A 16,240-nucleotide genomic window follows, 5' to 3' on the forward strand; every position below is an offset into this window, starting at 1 on the left:
CCTTATTATTTTTCAATTTTTTTAAAAGAAAGTCCCCGTTTTAGCCTCGATTTGATCATTATTTATTTTTATTTCTTTTAACTTACTGAGCCTATCTAACAGCCTATAGTCTGAAATATTATTATCAGATAGATTAATTTTCTCTAAGTTAGATAGATATTGTATTCCATCTAGATTAGAAATATTTTGACCGCTTAAATCTACTTCCTTTATCGAAATCAATTCAGAAATCGTTATCCATTTTACACTTGGATTATGTAGATGCTGTCTAATACAACGTTCTAAATTTTGATCTATAAATGTGGCGATTCCAGCTATTTCAGCAGTAGTATAGAATTCCAACCCTAATGATTTTGCTTCTTTAATAATTTCTTCGATCATTTTAGGTGAGGTTCTCCACGTTCCAGCGAGTTCTGATTCTTCTCCCCAACCAAAATCTTCCCATTTTACATCTTCAGGTAATATAGAATGCGACATTAAAATTAAATTTAGCCCAGTTTTCTTAACAACTCCCAAAATTCTTTTTATATACTTTTTATTTTTTAAAAATATACTATCTATACAAATAGCAGGTGCAAATCCAGTATGATTGAAGGGAGTTAAATGATCAGCAGACGAATGTCCCCTCACAACTTTAAAATACTTTGGAACGATCTCGTTTATCATTTCATCATTATATGTTGCAAAAGGAAATGAATAGGTCACAGGCAATTTAAATTTTTCTTTTGTTTTAGAGTGAGAGTGTTTTTCTATCCATTTAAATAATGATTCTATTTCATCGTCAATCCATTTTGTTAAACCATGTTCCTCTACATATGTTTTAGCATTTTGGTGCTTAAAGCTATGATGAGCAAGTTCATGACCATTTGCTTGTAATTCTAATAATAGATCTATTTCTTTTTGATTATGTTCTCTTTCGCCTTCAAAATGGTGAAATGCGTTAATATTAAATGTTACTTTAACATCGTAATACCCAAATAAATCCATTCCATATTTATGCCATTGCTCAACTCTAAAACTATCATCAAATGAAAATGCAATGCCAGGTTTATTTACAAAAGAAATCTCATTTCCACCTTTTTTTGGTTTTATTTTCCTTTCCATTTCCCTAATTAAATTCCCATAAAATCCATGCCAGTACCAAGTTTGGGCTGCTTTATTTTTTATTTTTTCTAATCCTCTCCTAAACATTACGTACCTCCTTTAAGGATAGTTTAAATTAGATATTTTCCACTATTAAATAACTGAGTGCTTTAATTTATAGTCAACTGTCACTAATCTACCTTTATTCAATTTGAAAACAATATCACAGTTTTCAATTGTACTCAGACGATGCGCAATAATAATTAACGTTTTTTCTCCCTTTAAGCCATCGATCGCTTTCATAATTTCTTTTTCTGTTTCATTATCCAGTGCAGATGTTGCTTCATCCATAAAAATTATTTCTGGGTTGTGGTATAATGCCCTTGCAATTCCAATACGTTGACGTTGTCCGCCCGATAGTCTTACTCCTCTTTCACCTACAGTTGTGTTTAATTGATTAGGAAGTGATTCAACAAATTCTTTTAATTGTGCCTGCTCTAGTGCTCTCCATACAGCATAATCATCTATTTGATTTTCATCTAAACCAAATGCAATATTTCCACGAATTGAATCATCAGATAAAAAAATCGATTGTGGAATATAACCAATTTTTTGCTTCCATGTTGCTCTTTGATCATTTAAGTTTTTTCCATCAATTAAGATTTCTCCGTTTTCAGGGTGAAATAATCCAAGAATGATATCAACTAAAGTTGTTTTTCCAGCACCCGATTCACCAATGAATGCAACAGATTGACCGATAGGAATTTTTAAAGATACATCTCTAACTGAAAAATCTTTCTGATTAGGATATCTAAATGAGATATCCTTCAATATAATGGAATCTGTATAAACTCTTTCATTTCGGCCAAGTATCTTTGAAGAATCCTCAAGAACCAGATGGTCACTGCTTACATGTTGATCTTTATTTAAAAACAAATCATCATATATAGTTAATAAAGCAGGTTGAGAGTAACGAATTGCCGTTATAAATCCTACAATACGAGTAATTGAAGGCATTAAACGAAATGCTGCCATAGCAAAGAGTGCCATTGTTGAAACTAGACTAGTAGTATTACTACCTTTAAAAACAATAATTAACATCGTGATCAGTACGATTGTTACCATAATCGTTTCAATAAAATATCTCGGCACTTGATTTAACATTCCTAATTGTCGACTATTTCTTGCGCCTATTTGACTTTGAGCAGTAAAGGCATTAACAAAGAAATCTTCTTTTCCGGAAACCTTTACTTCTTTACTCGCACCTAGCCCTTGGTTTACCCACTTAATCATTGCCGCGTTTACTATTTGTTGTTCAGTACCTAGATGGCTAATTTTTTTACGAAAAAATCTAAAAAAGATAAATACACTACCACCTAGTAGTGTTGAAGCAATAATAGTTGCTAAAGGAGCCGTAAAAATTAACAAAGCTAGAATAAATGATGTTACTAAAATTTCTGTTAATAGTTGAAAACCCGATATGATAATTCCTTGGAAAACTTTTGTGATTTCTGAATTTATATTTCGGAGTAATTCTGATGTATTTCTTTGCAAATGAAATACATAAGGTTTCGTTAAATACTCCTTAAACAGGCTTCTAGATAGTCTTACTTGTTGATTTAGAATGACACGAACTTGTATATAGTTAAAAAATAATAGGTAGATGTTTTTAATAAAAAAGATTGAAAGTAATGCTATACCTGCGAATACGATAAATCCATTAATGGAATTGAAATGAAAAAAATTATATAAAAATGATAAAATAGATTGTTCTTTAATTACCTTTGGATCAGTTAAAATTCCTACAAAAGGAAAAATTGCTCCAATTCCAATTGTTTCAAATACCGCTGCTACTATCATCATGATAAATAAAATTAATAGTTTCTTCTTTTCATTTTTGTTAAAAAGCATTAGTAATTTGCTTAACGAAGACTTCAAAATATATCACCCTTTAAAAATAAAATAAGTAATCCATAATACTTTGAAAGGATTACTAGGTCTTTTCCCTTGTTTTAAATCTGATAGTTAATAAGATACTTTTTTACTTAATACTCATAGAAACAATTATTAAACTCTCAATAGCCATTCTATATCCCAAATTTTAGAATTTACGATATTCTGGTAACGATTTCTTCTTCATACTTAATATCATTAATTCCGTGAACATCAGTACCTTCTGGAACTTCACCTACATATTTATTTTTAATTGCTTCTTTTTCTACAGCTTTATTTAAAAACCATTCATATTCAATATCAATATGACCAATATCAATTGCATGATAGCCATAATTAGCTAAGTCATAAGCTAATACCGTAGCTGTAGGCCCAAGAGCAATTAACACTAGTTTTGACTTATCATGTTTTAATACCTCTTCAAATATTTGATCATACTTTGCAAATGCGTCAGTAGCTGGACATAAGATTCTTTTTATTGATTTGGTATTATCGAACAAATTATTTCCAATTCCTAGTCTACTTTGTTCTCCTTCAATAATAATGACCTCTTTTTGATGCCACAGCTTTTTAAAAGTCTTAAACCTAAACTCAGCCTGACTTTTGTCCTTATAGTCTATATAAAGTCGTGTGACCAATGAATCATAATAGACTTTGTTCTTTTGTAATAGTTTATAAATCTTATATCGATTTAAATTTAAGTAACGTATCCAATAATTTCTTGATCTGTCTGTACACCAGTCAACATTTTTAAAAACATTCGGGATAAAGACTTCATGATTTTCTTGATTACTTTTAATAATTTCCCTTAATCTTAAGCTTAACTCCCCTGAATATGGCTGAAACCTTAAGCTTTTTCCGTTCATTATATTGAACTCACCATCGCCATACCTACTTATCGAACATCTATTTCGGACAATTAGGTTTAAACTTTCATCAGTTGTTTTTACAGAAGGTTGGCTAGAAAATAAAAAAACCAATCCATTAAATAGGGTGGTAATCTGTTCAATACTTCTTATTTTAATTTTTGAACCTAACACATACATTCTTCGGTATATGCTCATCCTCTTTTTCTCCTTGATAGGAAATTAATTATTAATTTATATAAAATAGGGTGAATACGTGTTGCAAATAATAATATTTTTACATTTGTAACATACTCTTTTAGTTTGATTGTTTCCGTGAAGTAATTGTTTAAAATCTCGGTTACTTTTTTATATTCTTTTTGATATAAAATATGATTCGGATCTAGTGAAATTGTGTTTAAAACGGCCATTGCATTATTAGCCAGTTTTAGTGTTATGATTGGCTTTAGTTCAGGATAATATCGACTTACATAACGATAGATTTCGTCGTAAATCAGGACTGCATCAATACTTTTATTTTTTACTGCCAAATCCATTGTGCTATTTTCGCGCTTAATATAATGGTATTTTGGTTCACCAATATAGCATACTTTTTCACTCTCATTAATTACTTTATAAGTAAATGCTGTATCCTCATACATAATCCCTTCTGGAAATCTAAGATTTTCCAAAAGCTTTCTTTTCATTAATTTCGACCAAACAACTTCATCATATAATGCACCTTCAAATAATGCCTTCATTGCTTGACCTCTATTATGAATCGTTAATGGCTCTGATCCATTTACGATTGTTTTGTCGTTATAATGAACTGTACTCGTGCAGTTTGCAATATCACAGTCATTCTCAATACAAATATTATAAAGTAGTTCATACATATCCGGTTCAATCCAGTCATCACTATCTACGAATCCTATATAATCACCTTTAGCTATGTTTAGAGCAGCATTTCTAGCACTTGCTTGCCCGCCATTTTTTTTATGAATTACCTTTATTCGATTATCCTTTTTAGCATACTCATCGCATATTATTCCGCATTGATCGGGTGATCCATCATCGACAAGGATAAGTTCAAAGTCAGTTAGCGTTTGAGCTAAGATTGAATCCACACATTTATGTATATATGGCTCTACTTTATACACAGGAACAATAATACTTATTTTGGGATTCATTTGTTCACTATCCTTTCTATTATTAATAGTTTACGAATGTTGGAGTATGTTCTTAAAAGGTAATTTAATCCCCACATATAATTCGTAAATATAAAGTTAAACTTGTTAATATTTAACTTCGAAGTCTTTACTATAGGATAAAATTTCTTTAAATTTGGATTTACTAAAAATTCTCGGTAACTTTTTAGGATTTTGTTTTTTAATTCATTTCTATATTTCTTTTTTGGATCAATTTTTTTATTGATAAGTAGTTTTTGATAAAAAAATAAGATACGGGTAAAAAAATAAGATTCTGATAAAGTAAGTAATGATTGTTCACTAACACGTTCCCTTATAAAATGAAATCTTTCTTCATCACACTCTAAGCCATCTAAGTTCCTTAAAGTAAATATTTCTTGTTTTGACATTGTACTCTCGTTTCTTTGTACGTAATAATATTTACTTGCATCAATAAATACGTATTTCTTTACCAAATAATATATTTTAAATGCTAAAAAACCATCTTCATATAACTTATTAGGAAATCTAAGATCATCAAATATTTCTTTTTTATACAACTTATTACAAACTGAATTCCTGTATCCATTGTTTAATAGTCCTTTTAGAGCGAATATATTATCACCAATTTCAATTTGGTTATTATTTTGAATCTGTTCTACTTTATTTCCATTTACAATTTTTATGCCGCACTCAACAACATCTGCCTCAAATTTCAATGCATTCTCAATTAATGATTCAAACATGTCGTTATCAATATAATCATCACTATCAACAAAGCCGATATAATCGCCCTTTGCTATATCCAATCCCATATTTCTTGCGCTAGCCTGCCCACCATTTTCTTTATGAAATACTTTAATTCTATTATCTTTAGAAGCATAATGATCACAAATTTCGCCACTTTTATCTGGTGATCCATCATTAACTAGAATTAATTCAAAATCAGCAAACGTCTGATCCAATATTGAATTTATACACTTATGAAGATAGGGTTCTACTTTATATACAGGAACAATAATACTAATTTTTGGATTCATTAATTTCACTCCATCTTATCCAATATATTGATATAACTTATCTATTTCAGAAGTAGTATCTACAATTTCGTTTAATAGGTTTCTAGAAAAATCTTCGCTTTTACCAGGATTATCAATTAAATATGTTATTTTTTCAAATAACTCATCTTGATCAAATTTGACAATTAACCCATCATAATTATCAGTGATTTGCTCATATGCACCTGTAAAATTTGTCGTGACGATTGGTTTATGCAAACACCTAGCTTCAGCTAAAGTAAGACAAAAACCCTCGTGTCTAGAAGTTTGTACATAAAGATCAGCATTTGCTACATACGGATATGGATTTTGTTTTGCACCTAATAGAATAAAATTGGATTCTAACCCGAGTTTATGAATTAACTCCTCGTATCCCTTACGATCTTCACCTTCACCAATGCAATACCATCTCACGTTATATCCATTTTCAATTAATTTTGATAATACCTTTATAGCCATATCTTGACCTTTTTCTATCGAAAGCCTTCCAACTGTCAAAATTTTCTTCCCTATGAAACTATTATCAAAGTCAACCTCTGCTAAAGACATATTATTAATTACACTTGATGAAAGTATATTTTTAAATACTTCTGTTTTATTTACATCTTGTGGTAATTTTTCAATTAGCCTTTTTTTTGCTTCCTCTGAAACGACAAAGATCTTATCGAACTTTTTATGAAGCTTTTTATATAATTTCGTATTTATTTGATGTTTTGAAACATCGAAGTGAACCCATGATACCTTTTTTTTAGCAGTTACTCTGTTGGCGATATAATAATCAATGATGTCAGTAGGACCTTGATATGCTATAGCCACATCATACAAAGTAAAATCTTTTGGAACATCCTTAAAAATATGATGATAATAAATATTGCGATCTGAAGTTTTTTTGGAAATTAAGTATTTATTTAAAAAAGATAGCATTTTTACGTATTGCTTATTATTAAAGTAATCTTTTAAAGTTTTGTGTGGAGGTTGTAATATAATATCTTTAATTGTGGTAAACCATGTAGCTTCTACTACATTTACCCAATCTGGGATATTCTCCAAAAATCCACCTTTTTTCTCTAAAAGGAGGAGCGTTATATCATATTTATCTTTTGGAATTACGGATAATAATGACAGAAAAGATTTCTCCACACCGCCTATATTCATACTACTAAGCATAAATAAAACTTTTTTCTTCATATTTCACCCCAAAAATGAGTATTAAAAAACCAGTATATCTATCTAGATGACTAATGAGGTAAATTTTTTATACATTGAGTAAATTCAATTTCTCTATTTCCTTTGTAGTATCTACAGATTCTTTTTGTAAATTTATTATTATTTTATTTCTTAAAATCTCATTATCTAGTAATTCTTTTACTGCCTTATACATTTCCTCTTCATCAAAATTAACAATTAAGCCTGTTTCCCGATTTATAAGCTGTTCGTTTGCACCAGTAAAATTAGTTGTAACAATTGGATTATTAAAGCATCTTGCCTCAGAAAGAGTAATGCAATATCCTTCGTGTCGCGATGGCTGAACATATAGATCGCACTGCTTCATATAAGGATATGGATTTGTTTTTGCACCTAATAAAATAAAGTCTTCCGAAACATTATACTCCTCTATTAATTTGAGATACTCTGCTTTACCTTCTCCATCACCAATGCAAAACCATTTAATATCGTATCCAGCTTTCTTTAATTTCGATAATACTTTGATTGCTAAATCTTGACCTTTTTCAATTGAAAGTCTTCCAACCGTTAAAATTTTTATTCCTTTAAAATCTTCGTCAAATCCTGATTCTCTTTCCGCCATCTTTTCGATTAAGCTTGAAGAAATAATATTTGAGAATGTATTTATTTTGTGTTTTATTCCAGATAACTTCTCTATAAGTTTTTCTTTTCCTTCATTTGATACAACGAAAATTTGATCAAACTTCTTATACAGATTAATAGCAAACTTATTATTAAAGGAAATTTTAGTTACATCAAAATGAATCCACTGAACTTTCTTTTTGGCGTTTATTTTGTGCATAACAAAATAGCTTATTAAATCCATTGGACCTGCATAAGCTACCGCTATATCATATTCTTCTTCTAATTTGCGATAATCTTTTAATACATATTTAAAGTATGAACTTCGATCTTTCATAATCCTTGAAATCAAGTGATGAAGGATTAAATTAATAGCGCGAACCGGTTTACCCTCTTTTAATATTTCCATTGCTTCGATTAAGGGTGGATTATTTAATAAAGCTTTTATTTTGTCGTAATCTCTTACATATTCAATGCGTATATTACTTGGTAATTCATTTAAAAAACCACCAAACTCTTCTAACATAAGTACAGTAATTTCGTATTCATATTCGTTCATTTCAGATAACATATTTAGTAATGCTTTTTCAGTTCCACCAATATTCATATTAATTATCATAAATAATATCTTTATTTTCATAGGTTTCACTCTCTCTTCTTACATTAACCTATTAACTCATAAAATTTTGCTAACTCTTCGACATTGCCTTTTTTCTCAACTTGTAAGAATTTTACTATATTCTCTTTTAGTTCATTATCCGTAATTAATTTCAAGATCCCGTTTGTTACACCTTCAGCAGTCATATCTACAACTAAACCATTTTTCCCATCAATCATTTGACTATAAACTGCGTCAAACCTTGTAGTAACTACAGGAATGTTTAGCATACGGGCTTCAGCAATTGCAAGACCAAATCCTTCAAACTTCGATGTTTGAACATAAAGATCTGCATCTTTTATGTATGGATAAGGGTTTGATTTTACTCCTAACAAGATAAAGTTTGTATGTAACTGATGATCCTCAATATACTTTTCAATTTCTTGTTGTAACGGGCCCATTCCTAATACATACCATCTAAAGTCAATGCCCTGTTCTTTCAGATTTTTGCATGCTTCTAAAGCAAGATCATAACCTTTTTGGTGGGCTAACCTTCCAATCGTTAAAATTTTAATGCCATTAAAATTATCTTGATAACTATCTCCACTTAATGCCATTTGGTTAATAAATTCCGGATTATTTATATCAAAAATAACCTCCACTTTACTGGAATAATTAGGAAAGGTCTCTAAGAAGATTTCGCTAGTAGAATTTGATACAGCTACAATTTTTTTATATTGATCATAAAACGGTTCTTGAAAATTCTTTTCATGATCAGTTAAATGATAGCTTACGTTTACCCATGCATATTTTTCCTTAGCTATAACTTTATCAGCGACATAAAAAGTAGGAATACCTTGTGCATAGCTTATTGCAATATCATATACTTTTTCATTTTTCTCGATCACATTGGAAACACTTTCCCAAAATATTCTCGCTTCTTCCGCTATACTATAATTTTTTCTCCTTATTTCAAAGGAATACTTTAGCCTTGAAAATAGCATATCAAATTTAAATTTCTTAAATGAGTAGATAACTGAGTCAGTCATACTTAGCTCAGTAAACTTGGTGTATTTAAGAGGGGGTAAAATATTTACATCCTTAGGAACCAGCTTCTCGAATTCACCACCGTGTGCGAATAACATTAGATCAACGGAGTATTCTTCTAGATTTAATAAATTCAATAGTGTTGTTAAACTTTTTTCTGCTCCTGCTATGTGTAAGGAATCAATTACAAAGAGTATATTTTTTTTCACTAGAAAAACCTCCCTTATACTGGTTTATATTTAAGCAAAAACTGTTGCGAATTATATTAAGCTATAAAGTTTGTTTAGTTCACTTAAATTACTAAAAACTGTTCCTTTACAATTGTTTGCCAAATGCTCTCTTAATTGGGAATCTAAGTAAAGTTTTTCAATGCCATCTGCAATACCTTTAACTGAGAGATCACAGATTGAACCATCAAATCCATCATTTACTTGGCTTTTTGCTGTTGGATAATTTGTTATTAGAACTGGCTTTGAAAGAACTTGCGCTTCGACCACTGTAACTGCTTTTCCCTCATACCTAGATGGTTGTACGTATAAATCAGCTTCTTTTATAAATGGGTAGGGATTTGTTTTTTTCCCTAAAAGAATAAACTGATCTGTTAATTTATTCTCCCCTATTAAATCTTTAATTTGTTGTTCGTCGCCCCCGTATCCAACTACATACCAACAGATGTTTTTGTATCCTCGATCATTTAACATTTTCAATGCTTTAACCGCGGAATCAATCCCCTTTGCGTATGAAAGTCTTGCCACCGTTATAATTTTAAACCTAGCATCCTCCACCATTGGATTATCATCTTCTTCATTTGCTAATGTGTTAATCAATTCAGGAGTTGTAATGTTTTCCATTACGATGACTCTGTCCACTAATACTGGATATTTACTTATGAATGCATTTTTGCATTCATCTGAGACTGCTACGATATAATTGAACTTTCCCCACATTTTCACATCTAATGCAATGTCTGTTTCCACTGTGGAAAAATCTGTATGAACCCATGCAATTTTGATCTCAGCATCTACTTTCTCCGCCACAAAATAGTGTGGCCACAAGTAACTAATTGCCACATCATATTTCTTATTTTGCTTTGGTAATAATGGGACTGAATACTTCCACATATATTGCATTTGTTTATATCCATTTTCGGAAGAGTGATTTTTATTCGCCAAATACTTTGCTAACATTCTAGAAAGCGCAAGACTTATTTGCCCACTTTTTACTACATCTAAGACTGGCATTCGAAATGTCTTATATGCCTTACTTTCTGCAAGTAGATTTGCCTTTTTGGGCAACAACTTCATGAATTCACCTGAGTGACTATAAAGCATTAAATCGACTACATAGTTGTTATAATCAAAGTTATTTAACATACTGATTAAGCTTCTCTCAACTCCTCCAATCTCTAGATCAAAGGATGCCACTAATATATTTTTCTTCATTTAGTTCACCTGTCGAATATTGGTAAATAGCCAATAAATTTGATATTCCATTGGAAACCGAATATCCTTCCGTTTCGAATCCATTAATTATTCGGTTAATATTTCCTTCTTTGTTCCATGAATTCATTAAAATTGTATTTGCCCAAGTTTCTGGGCCTTCGCATAACAAGAGTTGTTTTACCAGACTAATATTTAGGTCTGCCTCAGGCTGTATTGCTTCAGATACAATACAAGATATACCACTTGCTTGAGCTTCTAAAAGAACTAGTCCTAATCCCTCGTACAATGATGGAAAAACAAACAAATCCATACTATGTAATAGCGTTGGTATGTCTTCCCTAACACCTACAAATTTAATATTCTCTTCGATTCCAAACTTTTTAACTTCTTCTTCAATACTTGCTCTTAGTTCCCCATCTCCGACTAATAACAAGGTAATGTTTTTTTGCTTTTTTAAAATGTTCTTCATTATCTCAATTAAGAACAAATGATTTTTTGCATCCATAAACCTACCGATATGTCCAATTACAAACCTATTTTCTAAATCTGCTTCCTCTTTGAATTTCTTCACTTCTTTTAGTGGCGGTTCTAGAAATTTTGTATAGTCTATTACATTTGGATAATAGGAATATCTTATTTTTCCTAATTCTTTCTCTCCAAATAAATATCGTCCGGCGCCATTACTACATGCCAATAATTTTGTTGAAGTTATATTGATGAGTTTTCGCATTATTCTTTTATAGATTGTTCTAATTAAAGATTGATTAGTATCTAAAGTTGTATGTGCATGTGATATTCTAATCTTTATACCTGCTAATCGAGCCGCTAAATTGGCTATACCACAATTAAATAATGTATGGGCGTGAACAACATCATACGGGCCATACTTTTTAATCGCAGCATAGATTTCTTTTACTGAGTATGTTTTAGCCAATCTTATAATACGCCCGCCTAATCTTTCTATTTCTTGATCATAGTGTGCTTCTTTTTGACTATAAGAAATAAAATCAAATTGAATTTTGTTCCGATCGATATTTCGATATATATTCATTAGCATTGTTTCGGTCCCTGCTCTATTCATTGCACCAACAACATGGAGGACTTTTAAGGGCTTTGTTTTATCCATACATAACTCCCTTTAGCATTTCTTTTCAATAGTTTTTAGAATTCTTCCATTTTACGAATTCAAATACTTTTTTATATTCTCTTAATTCTTCTCTTCCAATGCCAATTTCAACTAATTCCTTTATAAGATCAATATAGTCATTTTCGAGTTTATTATTTTCTGTATTAGTCCCTAGTAATGTTCTAAACTCAACTCCTAATACTTTTGAAATCTTTTCTACAACTTGAATTGACGGATTATCGTTTAATTCACGTTCAATATTGCTTAAATAAGACTTAGAAATATTAGCTTTTTCTGCAAGTTCTGATAAAGTAAGTCCCTTTTTGATACGAATTTCTTGAATATTTTTTCCTATCATTTTTGGCACCTCAGCTGTTCTGTCATAGAATGCCCTCCCTACAAGCTACTTTATTAAATACTTTTTTGATACAGCTTATTACTCTACTTTGATCGTCAAACGATAGATTTGATCCTGATGGTAAACAAATTCCAGTTTCGAACAACCTCTCCGCAACATGGTTATTTTCTTCATGAGGATAATAACGAACTCCTTTGAATAGAGGTTGCATATGTAATGGCTTCCACACTGGTCTTGCTTCAATATTTTCCTCTTCTAATGCATCTAATAGATTATTTACTGATAGCTTAGATTCCTCTTCTTTAATTGTTAATGCTGAAAGCCATCGGTTACTACGTGTATTTGCTAACTCTGGCATAAAAGTTAGACCTGGTAAATCCTTTAACTCCTCAAAATAGCGATGAAATATCCTTCTTCTAGCTTCAATACGCTCCTCTAATACTTGTAGTTGAGCCCTGCCAACCCCTGCCAGAATATTACTCATCCTATAGTTGTAACCAACTACACTATGTTGGTAATGTCGCGCTTCATCCCTAGATTGAGTGGCTAAAAATCTTGCTCTTTGTATTAACTCAGTATTATTTGAGACAAGTGCTCCGCCACCAGATGTCGTGATAATTTTATTTCCATTAAAGGAAAAAATACTAAAATGACCAAAAGTACCACTAACTCTTCCTTTATAAGTAGAACCTAGTGATTCAGCAGCATCCTCAATAATAGGTATATTGTATTGAGAGCATAAAGAATGAATTTCATCCATTTTTGCCACTTGTCCATATAGATTAACAACAATAACAGCTTTAGGAAGATTTCCTTCTAAATAAGAGTCATGTAATGCTCTTTCAAGTGCTTTTGGTGACATATTCCATGTATCAGGCTCCGAGTCTATAAATATTGGTTCGGCTCCTTGATAAATTATTGGATTTGCACTAGCTACAAAGGTAAGGCTGGAACAAAACACCTGATCGCCTTTTGAAATATTTAATAAAGAAAGAGCCAAATGAATTGCAGCTGTTCCTGAACTAACAACTAACGCTTCATTGGCTCCTACATAATTAATAATATCTTTCTCAAATCCATCGACATTGGGTCCAAGTGGTGCAATCCAATTCGTATTAAATGCTTCCTGTATATATTTTATCTCCTCTCCGCTCATATGCGGGGGAGATAAATAAATTCTTGATAAGGCCAATTCACCTACCACCTTTTCGAAAAATTTAATCTATAAATTTAAATTTTTAATAATTCTAGCTGGACAGCCTACTACTGTACTAAGCGATGGAACATTGTGAATGACCGTTGAACCCGCTCCTACAATTGACCAACAGCCTACTTTAATTCCAGGAATAATTGTCGCTGATGCTCCGATATGTGCACCTTCTTCAACTAAAACACTTCCTGTTAAAGTAGCATTCGGAGAGACATGAGTATAGTCTCCGATTTGATTATCATGTTCAATGATTGCTCCGGTATTAATTACACACTGGTCCCCAATTTGCGTTTGTGCATTAATAACTACATTCGGCATGACCACTGTTCCGTATCCAATTCTAGTTGAAGTGCTAACAACCGCTGAAGGATGAACAACTGTTAAGTACTGTTCTTTTTTAATATCTATTGAAGTAACTATATTTTTTCTAAGCTTGTTGTCTCCTATTGCAATGACTACTTTAGCTTCTTGATCTAGAAACTTTTTTAAAGAACCAAATGGAGCATATATAATTTCATTCTCACGTTTTTCAACCTTATATTTATCATCTAATATTGCAATAATCTCAAGTCCCTTTATTGAGTAAATAATATCTTGGATAACTTTGCTATGTCCTCCATTACCTAAAATAATTACCCTCATACCTACATCACTTCATTAGAACCAGTGAATTTTTCCATTGTCACTTGTCCCTCCTGTGAAATTCCTTCTCTCTTTATAACTTTACTAGCTGTTTTAATGAGGATTTTCAAATCTAAAAGGAGATTATTATTTTTTACATACCATATGTCCATTTTAAATTTCTCCTCCCATGTAAGTGAATTGCGTCCATTCACTTGGGCCCAACCTGTAATTCCGGGTTTTACATTATGTCTTAACATCTGTTCTTCTGTATATAAAGATAGATATTCCATTAAAAATGGTCTAGGTCCAACTAAACTCATTTCCCCTTTAACCACGTTTATTAATTGTGGAAACTCATCAATACTATACTTTCTTAAAAACGTCCCGAAGGCAGTTAAACGTAATTCATCCGATAAAAGATTTCCCTCTGCATCATGCAAATCACTCATTGTCCGGAATTTATACAAGTAAAATGGTTTGCCATTTAAACCAGGGCGCTGTTGAGTAAATAATATAGGGGCCCCCATTTTTAATCTAACAAAAATTGCTACAACCATTAGAGGTAGCGATAACAACAGCAATATTAGGATTGAACATATTAAATCTATTACTCTCTTCATTTTTAGTTTACTCCTAAAAATTAATTACTTCGTTTCTACTAAATTGTTTGTACTAATCATTAAAATCGTTTTTTTCATATCATTTATTAAATCAATCGTATTTAATTCATTCGAATGGCTTCCTCTATAGTAAAAGAGTTTTAGAATATTTATTAATTGTTGTTGCGATAAATTTATTGATTCCATTTTTTCCTCCCAAACAAAAAAACACTGCATTATTGCACTGTAACTTGTTCAATCTCTTCAGTATATCCGTTTGGATTATTTTTTTGCCATCTCCATGTATCTTCACACATTAAATGGATTCCCTTAATAGCTGTAAAGCCAAGTTTTTGCATAGCCTTTGTTGGATTTGCATAACAAACGGCCACATCACCAGGACGTCTTTCTTTAATTCTAAAGGGAATCTTTTTACCAGATGCTATTTCAAAAGCTTCAATCATTTCTAGTACACTATAGCCAGTGCCTGTACCAATGTTATATGCTTCAATTCCAGTGTTGTTTTCTAAGTTTTTAAGTGCTTTAATATGACCAATTGCTAAATCTACCACATGAATATAGTCCCTCACACCGGTGCCGTCTTTTGTTGGATAGTCGTTTCCAAAAATATTTAATTGCTCCAATTTCCCTACAGCGACTTGTGAAATGAAGGGCATTAAGTTATTCGGAATACCATTTGGATCTTCACCAATTAAACCACTATGATGTGCACCGATTGGATTAAAATACCTCAATAATGCTATCCTCCAAGTGTGGTCTGATTCATATAAGTCCCTAAGGAATTCCTCAATCATAAGCTTAGTTCGGCCGTATGGATTAGACGCACCTAATTTACTACTTTCTGATATCGGTGATTCATTTGCTGAACCATAGACTGTGGCAGAAGAACTAAAAACAAGCTTTTTTACTTCGTATTTTCTCATCATTTCGCAGAGGTTAATCGTTCCTGTAATATTGTTATAGTAGTATTCAATAGGGTTTTGGACTGATTCACCTACAGCTTTAAACCCGGCAAAATGAATGACAGCCGATATTTTATTCTGAGAAAATACATTTTCTAACTCATCTCTATTTAATAGGTCAATATTATATGTTTTAAATGACTTACCCGTTATCTCTGATACTCTTTTTAATGCCTCTGGCTTACTATTTGAAAAATTATCTAGAACAATAATGTCATTGCCATTTTGTAACAACTCTACGCAAGTGTGACTCCCTATATATCCTGCTCCTCCAGTTACAAGAATTGCCATTTATTTATCCTCCTATAAAAGACTAAAAAA

General features: G+C 31.4%; 16 protein-coding genes. All 16 read right to left on the reverse strand.

Annotated features, from left to right (window positions below):
- Positions 1-21: 21 nt before the first annotated feature.
- Positions 22-1,191 (reverse strand): polysaccharide deacetylase family protein, encoded by a 1,170-nt coding sequence (locus tag MY490_RS20845; protein WP_248267359.1) that lies wholly within the window; start codon positions 1,189-1,191, stop codon positions 22-24.
- Positions 1,192-1,236: 45 nt separating this feature from the next.
- Positions 1,237-3,021, reverse strand: a complete 1,785-nt coding sequence (locus MY490_RS20850; protein WP_248267360.1) for an ABC transporter ATP-binding protein — start codon at positions 3,019-3,021, stop codon at positions 1,237-1,239.
- A gap of 170 nt (positions 3,022-3,191) precedes the next feature.
- A complete protein-coding gene (locus MY490_RS20855; RefSeq protein WP_248267361.1) occupies positions 3,192-4,100 on the reverse strand; it encodes an SP_1767 family glycosyltransferase in 909 nt (302 codons plus the stop codon).
- Positions 4,097-5,071, reverse strand: coding sequence for a glycosyltransferase family 2 protein (locus MY490_RS20860; protein ID WP_248267362.1), 975 nt, complete (start codon positions 5,069-5,071; stop codon positions 4,097-4,099). The genes MY490_RS20855 and MY490_RS20860 overlap by 4 nt, the downstream gene beginning before the upstream one ends.
- Positions 5,068-6,108, reverse strand: a complete 1,041-nt coding sequence (locus MY490_RS20865; RefSeq protein ID WP_248267363.1) for a glycosyltransferase family 2 protein — start codon at positions 6,106-6,108, stop codon at positions 5,068-5,070. Before MY490_RS20865 ends, MY490_RS20860 begins: the two co-directional genes overlap by 4 nt.
- A gap of 15 nt (positions 6,109-6,123) precedes the next feature.
- Entirely contained in the window at positions 6,124-7,314 is a 1,191-nt protein-coding gene (locus tag MY490_RS20870) for a glycosyltransferase (protein ID WP_248267364.1), read from the reverse strand.
- 67 nt (positions 7,315-7,381) lie between these two features.
- Positions 7,382-8,572, reverse strand: coding sequence for a glycosyltransferase (locus MY490_RS20875; protein ID WP_248267365.1), 1,191 nt, complete (start codon positions 8,570-8,572; stop codon positions 7,382-7,384).
- 23 nt (positions 8,573-8,595) lie between these two features.
- A complete protein-coding gene (locus tag MY490_RS20880; protein WP_248267366.1) occupies positions 8,596-9,786 on the reverse strand; it encodes a glycosyltransferase in 1,191 nt (396 codons plus the stop codon).
- Positions 9,787-9,837: 51 nt separating this feature from the next.
- Positions 9,838-11,019 carry a glycosyltransferase gene (locus MY490_RS20885; protein ID WP_248267367.1) on the reverse strand — a complete coding sequence of 394 codons (1,182 nt, stop codon included), beginning with the start codon at positions 11,017-11,019 and terminating at the stop codon, positions 9,838-9,840.
- Positions 10,988-12,145, reverse strand: coding sequence for a glycosyltransferase family 1 protein (locus tag MY490_RS20890; RefSeq protein ID WP_248267368.1), 1,158 nt, complete (start codon positions 12,143-12,145; stop codon positions 10,988-10,990). The genes MY490_RS20885 and MY490_RS20890 overlap by 32 nt, the downstream gene beginning before the upstream one ends.
- A 25-nt stretch (positions 12,146-12,170) precedes the next feature.
- Complete coding sequence (locus MY490_RS20895; protein WP_248267369.1) at positions 12,171-12,503, reverse strand: helix-turn-helix domain-containing protein; 333 nt, start codon at positions 12,501-12,503, stop codon at positions 12,171-12,173.
- A gap of 22 nt (positions 12,504-12,525) precedes the next feature.
- The gene (locus MY490_RS20900; protein WP_248269448.1) at positions 12,526-13,659 is read right to left on the reverse strand and encodes a DegT/DnrJ/EryC1/StrS family aminotransferase; all 1,134 of its coding nucleotides are present in this window, start codon (positions 13,657-13,659) and stop codon (positions 12,526-12,528) included.
- 66 nt (positions 13,660-13,725) lie between these two features.
- A complete protein-coding gene (locus MY490_RS20905) occupies positions 13,726-14,355 on the reverse strand; it encodes an acetyltransferase (protein WP_248267370.1) in 630 nt (209 codons plus the stop codon).
- A 2-nt stretch (positions 14,356-14,357) separates the two neighbouring features.
- Positions 14,358-14,957 carry a sugar transferase gene (locus MY490_RS20910; RefSeq protein ID WP_248267371.1) on the reverse strand — a complete coding sequence of 200 codons (600 nt, stop codon included), beginning with the start codon at positions 14,955-14,957 and terminating at the stop codon, positions 14,358-14,360.
- Positions 14,958-14,981: 24 nt separating this feature from the next.
- The gene (locus MY490_RS20915; protein WP_248267372.1) at positions 14,982-15,143 is read right to left on the reverse strand and encodes a YwzD family small protein; all 162 of its coding nucleotides are present in this window, start codon (positions 15,141-15,143) and stop codon (positions 14,982-14,984) included.
- 29 nt (positions 15,144-15,172) lie between these two features.
- The gene (gene galE / locus MY490_RS20920) at positions 15,173-16,210 is read right to left on the reverse strand and encodes a UDP-glucose 4-epimerase GalE (RefSeq protein WP_248267373.1); all 1,038 of its coding nucleotides are present in this window, start codon (positions 16,208-16,210) and stop codon (positions 15,173-15,175) included.
- Positions 16,211-16,240 lie beyond the last annotated feature (30 nt).

It is taken from the genome of Gottfriedia acidiceleris (genome assembly GCF_023115465.1).
GTDB lineage: Bacteria > Bacillota > Bacilli > Bacillales > Bacillaceae_G > Gottfriedia > Gottfriedia acidiceleris_B.